The 14,850-nt window shown below is 62.0% G+C and carries 16 protein-coding genes and 1 pseudogene; 9 read left to right on the top strand and 8 right to left on the bottom strand.

Going from position 1 to position 14,850, the window contains the following annotated elements; genetic code table 11:
* Window positions 1-77 precede the first annotated feature (77 nt).
* Genes CBB63_RS08875 through CBB63_RS08865 form a run of 3 tightly spaced genes read left to right on the top strand, consistent with a single transcriptional unit; the run spans window position 78 to window position 1,344 of the window.
* Window positions 78-578 carry a hypothetical protein gene (locus tag CBB63_RS08875; protein WP_009826783.1) on the top strand — a complete coding sequence of 167 codons (501 nt, stop codon included), beginning with the start codon at window positions 78-80 and terminating at the stop codon, window positions 576-578.
* Window positions 578-991 (top strand): cell division protein ZapA, encoded by a 414-nt coding sequence (locus CBB63_RS08870; RefSeq protein ID WP_286698877.1) that lies wholly within the window; start codon window positions 578-580, stop codon window positions 989-991. Before CBB63_RS08875 ends, CBB63_RS08870 begins: the two co-directional genes overlap by 1 nt.
* Window positions 988-1,344, top strand: coding sequence for an MliC family protein (locus tag CBB63_RS08865; RefSeq protein ID WP_286698876.1), 357 nt, complete (start codon window positions 988-990; stop codon window positions 1,342-1,344). Before CBB63_RS08870 ends, CBB63_RS08865 begins: the two co-directional genes overlap by 4 nt.
* Before the next feature lie 89 nt (window positions 1,345-1,433).
* On the opposite strand, the gene grxD is transcribed toward CBB63_RS08865, so the two are convergent.
* From grxD to CBB63_RS08850, 3 genes are read right to left on the bottom strand one after another with little or no spacing between them, the layout of a single operon-like run.
* Window positions 1,434-1,796, bottom strand: coding sequence for a Grx4 family monothiol glutaredoxin (grxD, locus tag CBB63_RS08860; protein ID WP_009826786.1), 363 nt, complete (start codon window positions 1,794-1,796; stop codon window positions 1,434-1,436).
* Entirely contained in the window at window positions 1,793-2,038 is a 246-nt protein-coding gene (locus CBB63_RS08855; protein WP_009826787.1) for a hypothetical protein, read from the bottom strand. Before CBB63_RS08855 ends, grxD begins: the two co-directional genes overlap by 4 nt.
* Before the next feature lie 4 nt (window positions 2,039-2,042).
* Window positions 2,043-2,279, bottom strand: a complete 237-nt coding sequence (locus tag CBB63_RS08850) for a BolA/IbaG family iron-sulfur metabolism protein (protein ID WP_005853000.1) — start codon at window positions 2,277-2,279, stop codon at window positions 2,043-2,045.
* Between the two features lie 154 nt (window positions 2,280-2,433).
* Between CBB63_RS08850 and CBB63_RS08845 the strand changes: the two genes are divergently transcribed.
* The 6 genes from CBB63_RS08845 (at window position 2,434) to CBB63_RS08820 (ending at window position 10,664) form a co-directional block, all read left to right on the top strand.
* Window positions 2,434-3,402: an XdhC family protein gene (locus CBB63_RS08845; protein ID WP_286698875.1), complete on the top strand. Its 969-nt coding sequence runs from the start codon at window positions 2,434-2,436 to the stop codon at window positions 3,400-3,402.
* Complete coding sequence (locus tag CBB63_RS08840) at window positions 3,399-4,382, top strand: molybdopterin-binding protein (protein WP_286698874.1); 984 nt, start codon at window positions 3,399-3,401, stop codon at window positions 4,380-4,382. The genes CBB63_RS08845 and CBB63_RS08840 overlap by 4 nt, the downstream gene beginning before the upstream one ends.
* A 131-nt stretch (window positions 4,383-4,513) precedes the next feature.
* Window positions 4,514-4,999 carry a (2Fe-2S)-binding protein gene (locus tag CBB63_RS08835; protein WP_286698873.1) on the top strand — a complete coding sequence of 162 codons (486 nt, stop codon included), beginning with the start codon at window positions 4,514-4,516 and terminating at the stop codon, window positions 4,997-4,999.
* A gap of 193 nt (window positions 5,000-5,192) precedes the next feature.
* The gene (locus CBB63_RS08830) at window positions 5,193-7,556 is read left to right on the top strand and encodes a xanthine dehydrogenase family protein molybdopterin-binding subunit (RefSeq protein ID WP_286698872.1); all 2,364 of its coding nucleotides are present in this window, start codon (window positions 5,193-5,195) and stop codon (window positions 7,554-7,556) included.
* 156 nt (window positions 7,557-7,712) lie between these two features.
* Window positions 7,713-8,504: an FAD binding domain-containing protein gene (locus tag CBB63_RS08825; protein WP_286698871.1), complete on the top strand. Its 792-nt coding sequence runs from the start codon at window positions 7,713-7,715 to the stop codon at window positions 8,502-8,504.
* 162 nt (window positions 8,505-8,666) lie between these two features.
* On the top strand, window positions 8,667-10,664 hold the full coding sequence (locus CBB63_RS08820; RefSeq protein WP_286698870.1) for an OmpA family protein: 1,998 nt from the start codon (window positions 8,667-8,669) through the stop codon (window positions 10,662-10,664).
* A 79-nt stretch (window positions 10,665-10,743) separates the two neighbouring features.
* Here CBB63_RS08820 and infC read toward each other — a convergent pair whose 3' ends face one another.
* From infC to CBB63_RS08790, 5 genes and pseudogenes are all read right to left on the bottom strand, one after another.
* On the bottom strand, window positions 10,744-11,349 hold the full coding sequence (gene infC / locus CBB63_RS08815; RefSeq protein ID WP_005853012.1) for a translation initiation factor IF-3: 606 nt from the start codon (window positions 11,347-11,349) through the stop codon (window positions 10,744-10,746).
* Window positions 11,350-12,403: 1,054 nt separating this feature from the next.
* On the bottom strand, window positions 12,404-13,240 hold the full coding sequence (locus CBB63_RS08805; RefSeq protein ID WP_005853016.1) for a ferredoxin--NADP reductase: 837 nt from the start codon (window positions 13,238-13,240) through the stop codon (window positions 12,404-12,406).
* Window positions 13,241-13,328: 88 nt separating this feature from the next.
* Entirely contained in the window at window positions 13,329-13,742 is a 414-nt protein-coding gene (locus CBB63_RS08800) for a DUF934 domain-containing protein (protein ID WP_286698868.1), read from the bottom strand.
* Window positions 13,739-14,527: a phosphoadenylyl-sulfate reductase gene (locus CBB63_RS08795; RefSeq protein ID WP_286698867.1), complete on the bottom strand. Its 789-nt coding sequence runs from the start codon at window positions 14,525-14,527 to the stop codon at window positions 13,739-13,741. The genes CBB63_RS08800 and CBB63_RS08795 overlap by 4 nt, the downstream gene beginning before the upstream one ends.
* Window positions 14,517-14,850: pseudogene (locus CBB63_RS08790) on the bottom strand (nitrite/sulfite reductase); the annotation flags it as partial. The pseudogene CBB63_RS08790 and the gene CBB63_RS08795, both read right to left, overlap by 11 nt.

The raw sequence follows: 14,850 nt of genomic DNA, 5'->3' as shown, positions 1-14,850 counted from the left end.
CCACGTTGACCAGCGATTCGATGGTTGGCAAACTGCATTTTACGACTGACATACGACGTTTTACGAGGAACCCTGCGATGAGCGACATAGAACACTTGCAAGGCCGTATTCTGGCGGCGCTTGAAAGGGCATCGCGCGGAGCTGACAAACTGGCCGTCGCCAAGGCTGAGGTCCCCGATCTTTCGGAAGAACTGGCGCAGGAACGCGCTGTCAACGCAGAGCTTTCTGAACAGGTCACTGCCCTGAAAAAGCGGCTGGAGGATGAAACCGCCCATCTGCGGGCTGAACTGGCCACAGCACAGGCGCGCAACAACAGTGCGGCCGCGGCACAGGCCCAGACCGAAAAGCTTGATCTGGAAATCCAGCGGGTGCGCCGCGCCAATGCGCAACTGGCCGATGCCTGCGCTGCGCTGCGCGAAGCCAATGCCGAAGGGGTGGGGGACGCCGATCTGATCAATGCCGCGTTGCAGGCAGAGCTTGACGCGCTGCATGCCGCCCGTCGCGCCGATGTGGCAGAGGCGGACGCGATCCTCTCTGTTCTTACCCCGCTTGTTCCCACTGCCGAGGAGTCTGCCTGATGCCCGAAGTTTCCATCTCTATCGGCGGTCGCCAATTCGAAGTTTCCTGCCAGGAGGGCGAGGAAGACTACCTGCACGCCGCAGCCAAGATGCTCGACGATGAAGCGCAGGTGTTGTCGGATCAGGTGGGCCGGATGCCCGAAGCGCGGATGTTGTTGATGGCGGGCCTGCTGCTTGCCGATAAAACCGCCAGCGTCGAGGATAAGATCAAGGAAGCCCGCGCCGAACTGGCAGAGCGTGACGCAGAACTTGCAAGCCTGCGCAATGTCGTGGTGGAGCCCGAGCGGATCGAGGTGCCTGTCATCCCGCAAAGCGTCACCGACAGCCTTGCCGAAATGGCCGCCCGCGCCGAAGCCTTGGCGAGCGAGATCGAAGACAAAGCTCAAGACAGGGCCCGAGACGGGGCCCAGTGACCCTGCCGAACGCCATCGCATTCGGGGCCGCGACGGCGTGGTGGCTCGGGGTAGGGGGCAGCGCTTTGGCGCAGGCCATGCCGGTCACCGCCACCTATATCTGCGAGCGCGGGGTCGAGGTGCCGGTTTCCTATACCACCCCCGAACAGGGGGAGGCGACGGCTGTTCTTTATGTGGAAAACCGCATGGTCGCGCTGGTCCGGACCCGCGCGGCATCAGGGGCGCGCTATGCATGGCCCTCGGACGGTTCTGGCTATGTCTGGTGGACCAAGGGGGACGCCGCGACGCTATTCTGGCATGATGCGGCGGCGGATGAAGATGTCACGCTCTACGCGGCGTGTCAGGCACAGTAACACGATCTATGCAGGGCGTGCGCCGGTGTGCGTGGCGCGGTTCGGGTGCCCCTTGATCCAAGGCGCACCCGTTTCTTATCAGCCGATCGTTAGCCGTTGGCTTCGCGGATCTTGTCAGCGGCTTCTTTGTCAAAGGCGACGCCGTTGTCTTCCAGCAGCGTGTCCAGCTCGCCCGACAGCATCATTTCGGTGATGATGTCACAGCCGCCAACGAATTCGCCCTTGACGTAAAGCTGCGGGATCGTGGGCCAGTCAGAGAAATCCTTGATCCCCTGACGCAGCTCTTCGTCGGCCAATACGTTCACGTCGGTGTAGTCGACATTCATATAGTTCAACACGCCCGCCACACGGGACGAGAACCCGCACTGCGGCATCGTCTTGTTGCCCTTCATGAACAGCACAACGTGGTTGGCGGTGATGGTTTCCTGAATTTGCGTCTTTGCGTCGGTCATTTCGATTTGTCCTTTGGTATAAAGCGTTTCGCGTATTCTTGAGGGTCGCGGGGGATGCGGTAGTTGGTCTGATGTCCGCCGCCGCCGCCACCCGAATGATAGGTCGCGTCAATTTCGTGATAGCCCTTGCCCGGCTTTGACCCGCGTTCGGTATCGCGTGTGTGTTTCAGCGCCTGTAGGCCGCGCAGAACCGCCACGATCAGCACCAAGACGCTGAGGATCAGGACCAGGATCGGGTCCACCGGATCAATCCGGCGCTTTGGTTGTCAGCGCCAGCGCGTGCAAATCGCCGTTCGATCCATCCATCCGGCCCTTGAGCGCGGCATAGACGGCACGTTGCTGTTGCACACGGTTCTGGCCACGGAAACTTTCGTCGATGATCATCGCGGCCATATGCACGCCGTCATTGCCTTCGACGGTGATCTTGGCGTTTGGAAAGGTCTCGCGCAGCAGGTCTTCGATTTCGCGGGCTTGCATGGGCATGTGTGGGGCGCTCCGTCTGGCATGTCATTGCCCAAGATGTAGTAGTGTGCAGGGCGGCGTGCAAGTTATCTCCCCGTTATCTGATTGAGCGGGGGCATGGGACGCCCTACATAAGAACAGTCGCCGCCGCGACAAGGTAAGGAGACCACCCGCCATGGAGATTTTCGAGAACGCACCGGAACGCGCCTATGCTTGGGCACAAGCGGGTCGAGGGGCCGCGCTGGCCACGGTGGTGGAGACATGGGGCTCTGCCCCGCGACGGGTGGGTGCGCAGCTGGCCATCGCCGCGGATGGCGAGATGCAGGGCTCTGTCTCGGGCGGTTGTGTCGAGGGGGCCGTGGTGGTCGAAGCGCTCGAGGCGATCGAGGACGGCACGCCGCGTTTGCTGGAATATGGCGTCAGCGATGGCGACGCCTTTGCTGTGGGGCTGGCCTGCGGCGGAAAGATTCGCGTGTTGGTCGAACCTGTGGGCGCAAAGGCGATGCCGTTTGACGTTCTGGGCGACCTCGTCCGCGCCCGCGCCGCGCGCCAGCCCGTGGCCTATCAGGTGCCGCTGTCGGGCGGGGTGGGGCGCTTGGTCACGGGCGGCTATGCAGACCGCTTTCGCATGGACCGTTCCGGCGTTGAAGATGATGGCGATACATTTGTCGCGATCCACAACCCGCCGCTGCGGCTGGTTATCGTCGGGGCGGTCCACATCGCGCAGGCCTTGGTGCCCATGGCGCAGGTCGCGGGCTTTGACGCCGTGGTCATCGATCCGCGCGAGGCCTTTGGATCGCAAGCGCGTTTCCCAGATGCACAGGTCATCAACGACTGGCCGGACGCGGCGATGGACACCGTCGGCGTCGACACCCGCAGCGCCGTTGTGCTGCTGACCCACGACCCCAAACTGGACGATCCCGCGCTGCATATCGCACTCCGGTCCGACGCCTTCTATGTCGGGGCGCTCGGATCGAAACGCACCCATGCCTCCCGCGTGGCACGGCTGGAAGAGGCGGGCTTTACCGCCGCCGACATCGCGCGCATCAACGGCCCCGTCGGGCTGGACATCGGGGCCGCCAGCCCGCCCGAGATCGCGGTGTCAATCCTGTCGCAGATGATCCAAGCCCTGAGAAAACCGTGAAGTTCGGCCCCATCGACACGGCGCAGGCCGAGGGTGCGGTGCTGGCCCATTCCATCGCACTGCCCTCGGGCCGTTTGCGCAAGGGGTTACGGCTAGAGCCCGCCCATCTGGCCGAGCTTCGGGCAGAGGGCATCGATAGCATCATCGTGGCGCAGCTCGCGTCAGGGGATGTGGATGAAAACACCGCCGCGGCACAGGTGGCGCAGGCCGTGCTGGCGGCGCATCCCCATCTGACAATGTCTCGCGCCTTTACCGGTCGCGTGAACCTGCTGGCCGATGGGCCGGGGGTGGCGCAGCTGGATGTGAGCGCGCTTGAAGCGTTGAACGCCGTGCACCCGATGATCACGCTGGCCACGGTCCCGCCGTTCCAGCAGATGGCCGCGGGGGGCATGGTGGCGACGATCAAGATTATCTCTTACGCCGTTGCGCAAAGCGATCTTACCGCCGCCTGTGATGCCGGACGCGACGCGATCCGGCTGGTGCCGCCGCAAATCAAGGACGCGACGCTGATCATCACAGAGATTGACGGCGGGGCGGGCGACAAGGGGAAAAAGGCNATCGCAGACCGGCTNTCTGCGCTGNATGTGGATCTGAAAAAAGTCGTCATGGTCCCGCATGAGGTCANNGCCCTGCGCGATGCNATTGCCGCGGCGGATACGGCGCTGACGCTGATCCTCACCGGCTCTGCCACCTCTGACATTGATGACGTGGCCCCGCAGGCCCTGCGCGCCGCGGGCGGAGAGGTCTCGCNCTTTGGCATGCCGGTTGANCCGGGNAATCTGCTGTTTCTGGGGCAGATGGGCGATANGCCGGTGATCGGCCTGCCGGGCTGCGCGCGCTCTCCTGCGTTGAATGGGGCGGATTGGGTGCTGTCGCGGGTGATCTGCGGCATAGAGGTATCCCCGCGCGATATCGCCCGCATGGGGGTGGGCGGCTTGCTGAAAGAGATCGCCACCCGTCCGCAACCAAGACGCGGTTGACCGACCCTGACGCAAGGCCCGTCGCCGCGCCGCACCCGCGAAGTTCAACCCCTGCGAAAAATTTCTGTTCTCAACGCCGCTTTGGCGTGCTTAACTCGACCCAACACATGACATAAAACGGGAGGAACATCATGACCGAGGTCAAAATGACCGTGAACGGCAAACCTGCATCCGGTGCCGTCGAAGGGCGCACGTTGCTGGCGTCATTCCTGCGCGAAAACCTGAGCCTGACCGGCACGCATATCGGCTGNGACACCAGCCAGTGCGGGGCCTGCGTGGTTCATGTCAACGGAGAGGCGGTCAAGGCCTGCACCATGCTCGCGGTCGAAGCGGACGGGGCCGAGGTCAAGACGATCGAATCCATGGCCAACCCCGATGGATCGCTGACAGTGATCCAACAGGCGTTTCAGGACCACCACGGGCTGCAATGCGGCTTTTGTACACCGGGCATGATCATGTCNGCCTCGGCGCTGCTGAAAGACAACCCCAAGCCGACCGAGGCAGAGGTCCGGCACTATCTGGACGGCAATATCTGCCGCTGCACCGGTTACCATAACATCGTCAAGGCGATCATGGCCGCATCCGGTCAGGACGTCAGCNCGCTGGCTGCCGAATAACCACCGTGCGACGTGCGGCCCTGTTGATGCAGGGGCGGGAGGACACGGCGCACCCATCCTGAAAACCGCGCTTTCCCATGNGAAACGGGGAACCGCAGCAACCCATAGATTGACGACATAAGAATAAAGCCAAACGCAAAAGCCACATACGACGGTNCGGACCCGATCCGTNCCCCATANGGAGGAATTGACCATGCCAAAGGACGGCGGAATTGGTGCCAGCAGCAAGCGGCGCGAGGATATCCGGTTTTTAACCGGTGAGGGGAATTATACCGACGATATCAACCTGCACGGACAGGCGCATGTGTTCTTTCTGCGCTCGGATATCGCCCATGGGGTGCTGAATTCGGTCGATACCTCCGCGGCAGAGGGGATGCCGGGGGTCGTGAAGATCTTTACCGGTGCCGATTTCGCCGAGGTCGGGTCGATCCCCTGCGGCTGGCAGGTCACGGATAAGCATGGCGCGCCCATGCAAGAGCCGCGTCACCCCGTGCTGGCCGAAGGCAAGGTCCGCCACGTNGGCGAACCGATTGCGGCTGTCGTGGCGGAAACCCTGTCGCAGGCCCGNGANGCGGCAGAGGCGATCGTCGTCGATATCACCGATCTGCCCGCCGTCGTCGATATGAAGCAGGCCGTGCAGGAAGGCGCGCCCAAGGTTCATGACGATCTGACCTCGAACCTCTGCTACGATTGGGGCTTTGTCGAAGAGAATAAGGCAGCCGTGGACAAGGCNTTNGANGACGCGGCCCATGTCACNACGCTGGAACTGGTCAACAACCGTCTGGTCGCCAATCCGATGGAGCCGCGCGTCGCCGTNGGCGACTATGCACGCGGGACAGGCGATCATACGCTTTACACCACCAGCCAGAACCCNCATGTGATCCGCCTGCTGATGGGGGCCTTTGTTCTGGGCATCCCCGAACACAAGCTGCGCGTNGTGGCCCCCGATGTGGGCGGCGGNTTNGGCACCAAGATTTTCCACTATCAGGAAGAGGCGTTCTGCACCTTTGCCGCCAAAGCCTGTAACCGTCCGGTNAAATGGACCTCCAGCCGGTCCGAGGCCTTTATGTCCGACGCCCACGGGCGCGACCATGTGACCAAGATCCAGATGGCGCTGGACGCAGAGAATAACTTTACCGCGCTGCGCACGGACACTTACGCGAATATGGGGGCTTATCTGTCGACCTTCGCGCCGTCGGTGCCCACATGGCTGCACGGCACCTTGATGGCGGGCAACTACAAGACGCCGCTGATCTATGTGAACGTAAAGGCCGTGTTTACCAATACCGTGCCCGTCGATGCCTATCGCGGCGCGGGCCGGCCGGAGGCAACCTATCAGCTGGAACGGTTGGTNGATAAATGCGCCCATGAGCTTGGGGTCGACCCGATTGCGCTGCGGCGGCAGAATTTCATCACCGAATTCCCCTATGCCACGCCGGTCGCGGTGGAATATGACACNGGCGATTATGTGGCCACGATGGACAAGCTTGAAGAGATCGCCGATTTCGCCGGTTTCGACGCGCGCCGCAAGGAAAGCGAGGCCAAGGGCAAGCTGCGTGGGTTCGGCGTGAACTGCTATATCGAGGCGTGCGGCATCGCGCCCTCGAACCTTGTGGGGCAGCTTGGCGCGCGGGCGGGTCTGTATGAATCCGCCACCGTGCGGGTCAATGCCACGGGCGGTCTGGTCGTGATGACCGGCAGCCACAGCCACGGGCAGGGGCATGAAACCGCCTTCCCGCAGGTGATCGCCGAGATGATCGGTATCCCCGAAGAGATGGTCGAGATCGTGCATGGCGACACGGCCAACACCCCGATGGGGATGGGCACNTACGGNTCNCGCTCCCTNGCGGTTGGCGGGTCGGCCATGGTCCGCGCAACAGAAAAGATCATCGCCAAGGCGACCAAGATCGCGTCGCACCTGCTGGAAGCCTCGGAAGGGGATATCGAGCTGAAAGACGGGGCCTTTACCGTGGCAGGAACGGATAAATCCGTTGCTTGGGGGGATGTGACGCTGGCCGCCTATGTGCCGCATAACTACCCGCTGGAGGATATCGAGCCCGGTCTAGAGGAAACGGCTTTCTACGATCCGTCGAACTTTACCTATCCGTCCGGNGCCTATGCCTGCGAGGTCGAGTTGGACCCCGAAACCGGCCATGTCACCATTGACCGTTTTGCGGCGGCGGATGACTTTGGCAATATCGTCAACCCGATGATCGTGAGCGGTCAGGTCCACGGCGGGATTGCACAGGGCATCGGGCAAGCGCTGATGGAGAATTGCGCCTACGACAGTGACGGTCAGTTGCTCAGCGCGTCCTACATGGATTACGCGATGCCACGGGCCAGCGATCTGCCGTTCTATACCGTTGACCATTCGTGCCAGACGCCCTGTACGCACAACCCCTTGGGCGTGAAAGGCTGCGGTGAGGCAGGGGCCATTGGGTCGCCGCCTGCGGTGGTGAATGCGGTGTTGGACGCCATGCGATCGGGCGGTAAGGATGTCGGGCATATCGACATGCCTGTCACACCGGCGCGGGTTTGGGCGGCGATGAACGGTTAAGACGGTTGGGGCAGGTGCGGGGTTCAGCCCCCTATATGCCTCTGGCGCAGAAAATAAGGGAAAGCGGGGGCCAGCCCCCGCGCCCCCGGAGTTTATTGGCAAAATGAAGAGAGGCGTTTGGGGCCGCGGCCCGCTCTCTGACTGGAAGGACGCAAGATGTATGATTTTGATGTAGTGAAACCCGCGACAGTGGCCGAGGCGGTCTCGGCATTGGGGCAGGACGAGGCGCAACCGCTGAGCGGCGGGCAAACGCTGATCCCCACACTGAAGGCGCGCTTGGCGATGCCGTCGGTTCTGGTGTCGCTGAGCGGGATCGAGGACATGCGCGGTGTGCGTATGGGCGACGACGGTCGTCTGTGTATCGGTGGGGGCACCGTACATGCGACCGTCGCCAAAGAGGCAGAGGCGCATTACCCCGGGCTGGCAAGTCTGGCCGCGCGGATCGGTGATCCGGCCGTGCGCAACCGTGGCACCATCGGCGGATCGGTCGCGAATAACGACCCCTCGGCCTGTTATCCGGCAGGGGTGCTTGCCAGCGGTGCGACGATCGTGACCAACGCGCGCGAGATCNCGGCGGATGATTTCTTTGAGGGGATGTTCGCCACCGCNCTGGACGAGGGNGAGATCATCACCGAAGTGCGTTTCCCGATCCCCGAGAAGGCGCATTACGAGAAATTCATCCAACCTGCCTCGCGCTTCCCGCTGGTGGCNGTGTTTGTGGCAAAATTCGCGGACGGTGTGCGGGTCGCGGTGACGGGGGCGTCGGAGGATGGCGTCTTCCGGTGGAGCGATGCAGAAGCCGCGCTGAGCGGGAGTTTTGCCGTGGATGCCCTGTCGGGNTTGAGCNTGCCCGGTGACGGCATGATCAGCGATCTNCACGGCAGTGGTGACTACCGTGCGCATCTGGTTGCTGTGATGACAAAACGGGCAGTTGCCGCGCTGNCCTAANCCACTCGATACTTNNATGAAAACCGNCCCNTGGGAAACCTTNGGGCGGTTTTTTGCTGTCTGGATGATTATCACTTGCGCAGGGTTGGGAACGATTTTGCAGCACCGGTGTTGTGCCGTAACGCTGCCCGAACGGCGTCCATAACCCCGTGAGGATTAGGAATGTATAAACTTTTGAAATCGACGACCTCTTTGACCATGTGTTTGGCGCTGGCNTTGCCCACAGGTGGTTTTGCCCAGACAACAGAAAGCTGCGTGGCCGAAGGGGAGCAAACCGTGTTCCCATGNGTGCTGCCTGACGGCAGTGTCGTGGCGGATGCGGATCAGATGATGACTTTGCGTGCCGACGGTGATCTGGCGCAGGCCCTTGGTCTTGNGGCGGAAGCCCAGACCGAAGCGCAAGCCGNGCCCNATGCANAAGCCGCCGCTGAAACCGTAGACGCNGCGGAAGAGCANGCTGCCGCCGCCGCCGAGGCCGAAGCCGCTGCCACCGCGCAAGCCCAAGCCGCCGCGGAAGAGCAAGCCGCCGCCGACGCAGAGGCCGCTGCCGCCGCAGCTGAAGCAGAAGCTGCTGAGGCGCAAGCTGCAGCCGATGCAGAAGCCGCCGCCGCCGCGCAGGCCGCTGAACAAGAGGCCGCCGAAGCTCAGGCCGCTGCAGACGCACAAGCCGCCGAGGCCGAGNAAGCTGCTGCCGCCGAAGCGCAGGCCGAAGCAGAGCGTGAGGATGCGGTCGCTGCACAGATCGCCGCAGACGCTGAAGCCAAGGCTGCAGCCGAGGCAGAGGCAGAGCAAGACGCCACTGCGGCTGCCGAAACCTCGGAAAGCCCTGAAGCGCAGTCTGCCGAGACACAGGCAGATGCCCCTGCNGCTGAAAGCGATGCTGGCGTAGANGCNGAGGCGCAAGCTCAGGCCGAGCCGNCAGAGGCTGAAACGNCCGAAGAAACCCAAGCCCAGACCGATGTGCCGGCAGACAGCTCTTCCGACACTGAAACNCAGGCNGAGGCCGAAACCCAGCAGCAAACGGAAGAGCAGATCGCCGCTGATCTGGCTGCCGAACAGGCTGCGGAAGAAGCCCGTCAGGAACAGCGCGCCGCTGATGCAGCCGCTGCTGCCGAAGCCGCCGCCGCTGCTGACAGCGGTGAAGCCAAGGCCGACGTTGTGGTAGAAGAGATCACNGAAGAAGACACGCGCGCNTCGANNGAAGAATTTTCGACGGCCGTCACCGGTGACANCTCTGCCGAAGCCAANACNNAAGCCAAAAAGGATGACGACGACGGGCTGAGCAAGTTCGAGAANGCCCTGCTTGTCGGCATCGGCGCAGTGGCTGTCGGGTCGATCCTGAANAANGGCTCGAAGGTCGTGAGCAACTCGGGTGACCGTCTGGTTGTTGAAGATCCGAATGGGGATCTGCGCGTTTTGAAAGACGATGATGCGCTTGTGCGTCANGCCGGTGACGAAGTNCGCCGCGAGACGTTCAACGACGGTTCTTCGCGCACCACTGTGATCAAGCCTAACGGCAGCAAGATCGTGACCATTCTGGGTCGGGACGGCACCGTATTGCGCCGGATCAACGTCGATCCACAGGGCAATGAATATGTNCTGTTCGATGACACCCAAGTCGAAGAACGTATCGTNGTGAACGAGCTGCCTCAGGTCCGTCCGCAGGCCAATACGCTGGCCAGCCAGCAAAACGAGGAAGCGCTGCGTGCTGCGTTGCAAACACAGTTGCGTGGCGATCAGGCCCAGCGGTATTCGCTGCGTCAGGTGCGTGANGTNCGTCAGGTCCGTGCCCTAGCNCCNGAGATCGAGCTGGACGCTGTGCGTTTTGCCACAGGGTCGGCTGCNATCCAGCCTGAACAGGCCCGNGCGCTGTCCAAGATCGGGACCGCGATCAGCAATGCCATCAAGGATGATCCACGCACTGTGATCCTTGTGGAAGGGCACACCGATGCGGTTGGCAATGCGGGCTACAACCTTGCGCTGTCTGACCGTCGTGCCGAGACCGTTGCATTGGCCCTGACCGAGTATTTTGACGTGCCGCCAGCCAACCTGATCACCCAAGGCTACGGTGAAAGCGCGTTGAAAGTACCGACCGAGACCGCCGAACCCGCCAACCGTCGTGCGGTTGTGCGCAACATCACAGGTCTGCTGCGTCAGTAACCGCGACCTTCATGACATAGAAAAGCCCCCGCAGGAAACTGCGGGGGCTTTTTGCGTCTCGGGGCTGTAAGACCCGGAATTATTTGCTTGGCAGCGGCCCGATGAGCATGACCATCTGGCGGCCTTCCATCTTCGGGAAGTTTTCAACGCGGCCAACTTCTTTGGTGTCTTCGGCAACNCGTTCAAGCAGCTCGCGGCCAAGGTTCTGGTGGGCCATCTCACGGCCGCGGAACCGCAGCGTGATCTTTACCTTGTCCCCATTGTCGAGGAACTTGAACACGTTACGCATCTTGACGTCATAGTCATTGGTATCGGTGTTCGGGCGGAACTTGACCTCTTTGATCTCGATGATCTTTTGCTTCTTGCGCGCTTCGGCTTCACGCTTTTGCGTCTCATACTTGAATTTGCCAAAGTCCATGATCTTGCACACGGGCGGGTTGGCATTGGGCGAAATCTCGACCAGATCAAGTCCGGCATCAACAGCCATTTCCATGGCGCGATCCGGTGTCACGACGCCGACGTTTTCCCCATCCGCACCGATCAGGCGGATTTCGTTGGCGCGGATGTTTTCGTTGATGCGCGGGCCGGTGTCTCTTTGCGGCGGCGCGTTATGCGGTCTGCGAGCGATGATGGTCGTCCTTTGATTGTTGTACTGATGTCGAGCACGGAAGGTAAACCTGCTCATGGTCTTCTTCAAGTCGCAAAATGGCGCATATACAGGGTAAAACCGCGTATTTTTGGGGGATTTACCCAAGGGGAAGCAGCGTATCGCGCATTTGACGCCATGTGTTGGCATATAGTATGTGCAGCAGGGGATTAACAAAGTTCAAAGGAACCACAGCATCATGAAAAACCTCATCTGGATTGTCATCGCAGGGGTGATCGCGCTTGGCGCGTACATGTTGTATTCGGGCCGTTCGGTCCAGGAGATTGCGACCGATGCGTCGGATGCCGTCAATGCTCCCGCCGCGCTGGAAAGTGCGACCGAAGCTGTGGGCGACGCTGTCGAGGCGACAGAGGGCGCNGTGACCGAGGCGGTAGAAGCCACCACAGAGGCCGCGAATACCGCAGCCGACGCGCTGTCGGAAGCGGCCGAGGATGTGGCCGANGCCGCGGCAGAGGCGGGCGANGATGCCATGAACGCGGGCAAGCAGATCGCCGAGNATGCAACGCAAGCGGCGAATGATACCGCAGAAGGCAACGCGGAGGTTTCCACCAGCGCAGAGGCCGATGCCATGGCTGCCAGCGTTTCAGAGGCAAGCGATGCCGCCAGCACCACACAAGCGGGCACGGCACCCGCCGCTGACCCGCAAGCCGAGGCAAACGCCGCAGCGGTTCAAGCGGAAGAAGCCGCCGCCGTCGCCGCGATTGACTCACGGGCCAGCACAGATGCGGGGGCTGCTGCCGATACAGAAGTTCAGGCCGACGTCACCGCCGATGCCAATACGCCAGAGCAGCTGACCACCGTCGATGGCTTTGATCTGGAGAAGGTGCAAACCATGATCGACACTTCTGATCTGCCCGCCACGCAAAAAGCGCTGCTGAAGCAAGGGCTGGTCACCGCCGGTGAAAATCCCGATGCCCTGCGCGCGATCCTCGCACGGATCCGCGAGGCGCTGGCGCTTTAAGCGCGGCCCACGCAAAACCGATCCGCCAGACATGAAAAAGCCGCGCCTCGAAAGAGAGCGCGGCTTTTGTTTTATTTATGGTGCCCCTTGCAAGGGCACCGCTGCGTCGGATCAGCCGACAAAGGCCTTTTCAACGACGTAGTGTTTGGGGTCAGAGTTCGCCCCTTCCTCTAGCCCGAAACCTTCAAGCACGTCCTTGATATCCTTGTTGAATTCAAGGCTGCCACAGACCATGCCGCGATCGGTGTCGGCGCTGATACCGTCGATGCCGAGGTCTTTGAACACCGTTCCGTCCTGCAGCAGATTGGTGATGCGTCCCATCTTGGGGCTTTGTTCACGGGTGGTGGTGGGGTAGTAGACCAGCTTGTCGCCGATCATCTCGCCGATCAGTGGATCATCGGCAAGGCTCTCGACCAGCGTGCGGCCATAGTCCAGCTCGGCCACATCGCGGGTGGTGTGGGTCATGATGATCTGGTCGAATTTCTCGTAGGTCTCCGGTTCGCGCAGCAGCGAGGCAAAGGGCGCAAAGCCCGTGCCGGTGGCGAAAAGCCACAGACGTTTGCCGGGCAGCAGCGCGTCATGCACCAGCGTGCCGACGGGCTTGGGCCGCAGGATGATCTGGTCGCCGGGCTGGATGTGTTGCAGCTTCGAGGTCAGCGGGCCGTCCTGCACCTTGATCGAATAGAACTCCAGCTCTTCGTCCCAGGAGGGCGAGGCGATGGAATAGGCGCGCAGCAACGGCTTTTGCTTGCCGGTCTCGGGGTGCGGGTCGCCCATCAGGCCGATCATCACAAACTCGCCCGAGCGAAAGCGCAAGGACGCAGGGCGGGTCACGCGGAAGGAAAACAGCCGGTCCGTCCAGTGTTTGACAGAAGTCACGGTCTGCGCGTCAGGCAACGTGGGTACGGGTTTGGCGTCGGTTTGGGTCACTACATTCTGCTCGGTCATAATTTCATCTACGCGCGGATCGCGGCACGCAGCCTTTCTCTAGGGGAAGGGAGGGGGCAGGGAAAGCATCTTGGGGCGAAAACCCCGATCAGCCGCGCAGGCGCGCCTGATAATTATGCTCTTGCCAGTTTGCGCGGGCCAGCCATTGGTCCTGCGGTTGACGCGCGGCCAGATCATCGGGGATCTCGACCTCGTCAAAGCCCGACCGGCGCGCCATGGCGTATTGGTCCGCAATCACATGCCCATGTGCGCGCAGCCGCCCGGTGTAGCCACGCAGACGCAGCTGGCGCGCGATGGTAAAGCCACGCCCGTCGGCCGAACTGGGGAAGGCCACGCGGATCATCGAGATCGCACCATCAACAGGGATCGTTTCCGGTTGCACGTCAGAGGGGACGTCAAGGGCGGTCGCACCCGCCTCTACGCCTTCAGCAGCATCGAAGGGGGCGTAGGGCGTGGCGAAATCATCCGGCACAAACCCCTGATCATTGATCAACTGTGTCATGTCTTTGCTCCTGTACGGACCATCTTGCCATCGACAAAATGGATGCCGCATTCTTCTTTTTCAATGTTTCTCCAGCGACCGGCGCGGGGGTCTTCGCCCGGTTTCACCTTGGTGGTGCAGGGGGCGCAACCGATGCTGGGGTAGCCTTGGGCCACCAGCGGGTGCCGGGGCAGGCGGTTCTCGTCGATATAGTCCGACACGTCTGAGGCCTGCCAATGGGCCAGCGGGTTCACCTTGATCCGCGCAGGCGCATCGGCGGGGGTTTCAACCTCGAAGAAGGGCAGGCTGGCGCGGGTGCCGGACTGGAACCGCTTGCGCCCCGTGATCCAACCGTCGAACCCCTCTAGTGCGTGCTGCAGGGGCACGGTCTTGCGGAAGGCACAGCAGGCGTCCGGGTCGCGCAGATGCAGCGTCCCGTCGGGGTCTTTCTCTGCCACGTCCTGCGCCCGGATCGTCTGCACATTGCGCAGCCCCAACCGTTCGCTCAGCTCTTGCTGATAGACCAGCGTTTCGGCGAACAGCATCTCTGTGTCGATGAACAACACCGGCAGATCACGTTTCACCATAGAGGCAAGGTGCAACAGGGCGACGGATTCCGCCCCGAAGCTTGAGACAAGCGCCAGATTGGGCACATTGTCGATCGCGGCACGCAGCACGTCGGTGGCGCTGTGATGGCGTAGGCCATCGTTCAGCTTTTCCACCTGACGGGTCAGCGCTGCGACGCGGTCCGGCCCTTCGGGGAGGATTTTTTCCCCATTTGGAACAGTCAGCTGATCACGCGGCATTGGCTTGTGCTTCCGGGTAGAGGACGGCCTTGAACGGGGCAAGACCGAGGCGACGATAGGTTTGCAAGAAGGTCTCGCCCGCGTCGCTGCGCAGGTCGAGGTAGCCTTTTACCAACCGTTCAATCGCCGGAATAATGTCGTCGGCGGAAAAACCCGGACCGGCGCGCTCTCCGATGGCGGCGTTTTCGGTGCCGTCACCGCCCAGAGTGATCTGGTAGTTTTCGACACCGGCGCGGTCGAGCCCGAGAATCCCGATGTGGCCCACGTGGTGGTGGCCGCAGGCATTGATGCAGCCCGAGATCTTGATCTTGAGCGGACCGACG

It is taken from the genome of Sulfitobacter sp. TMED3 (assembly GCF_002167505.1).
Lineage (GTDB): Bacteria > Pseudomonadota > Alphaproteobacteria > Rhodobacterales > Rhodobacteraceae > Sulfitobacter > Sulfitobacter pontiacus.
The sequence above is the reverse complement of the archived record's forward strand: the minus strand, read 5'-3'. Positions and strand labels throughout refer to the sequence as shown.

Excerpts from the sequence above, each read along its gene's own strand:
- CBB63_RS08800 (WP_286698868.1), bottom strand. The coding sequence starts at position 13,742 with ATGACACAGTTGATCAATGATCAGGGGTTTGTGCCGGATGATTTCGCC.
- CBB63_RS08845 (WP_286698875.1), top strand. The coding sequence starts at position 2,434 with ATGGAGATTTTCGAGAACGCACCGGAACGCGCCTATGCTTGGGCACAA.
- CBB63_RS08850 (WP_005853000.1), bottom strand. The coding sequence starts at position 2,279 with ATGCCCATGCAAGCCCGCGAAATCGAAGACCTGCTGCGCGAGACCTTT.
- CBB63_RS08875 (WP_009826783.1), top strand. The coding sequence starts at position 78 with ATGAGCGACATAGAACACTTGCAAGGCCGTATTCTGGCGGCGCTTGAA.
- grxD (WP_009826786.1), bottom strand. The coding sequence starts at position 1,796 with ATGACCGACGCAAAGACGCAAATTCAGGAAACCATCACCGCCAACCAC.
- CBB63_RS08795 (WP_286698867.1), bottom strand. The coding sequence starts at position 14,527 with ATGCCGCGTGATCAGCTGACTGTTCCAAATGGGGAAAAAATCCTCCCC.
- CBB63_RS08870 (WP_286698877.1), top strand. The coding sequence starts at position 578 with ATGCCCGAAGTTTCCATCTCTATCGGCGGTCGCCAATTCGAAGTTTCC.
- CBB63_RS08805 (WP_005853016.1), bottom strand. The coding sequence starts at position 13,240 with ATGACCGAGCAGAATGTAGTGACCCAAACCGACGCCAAACCCGTACCC.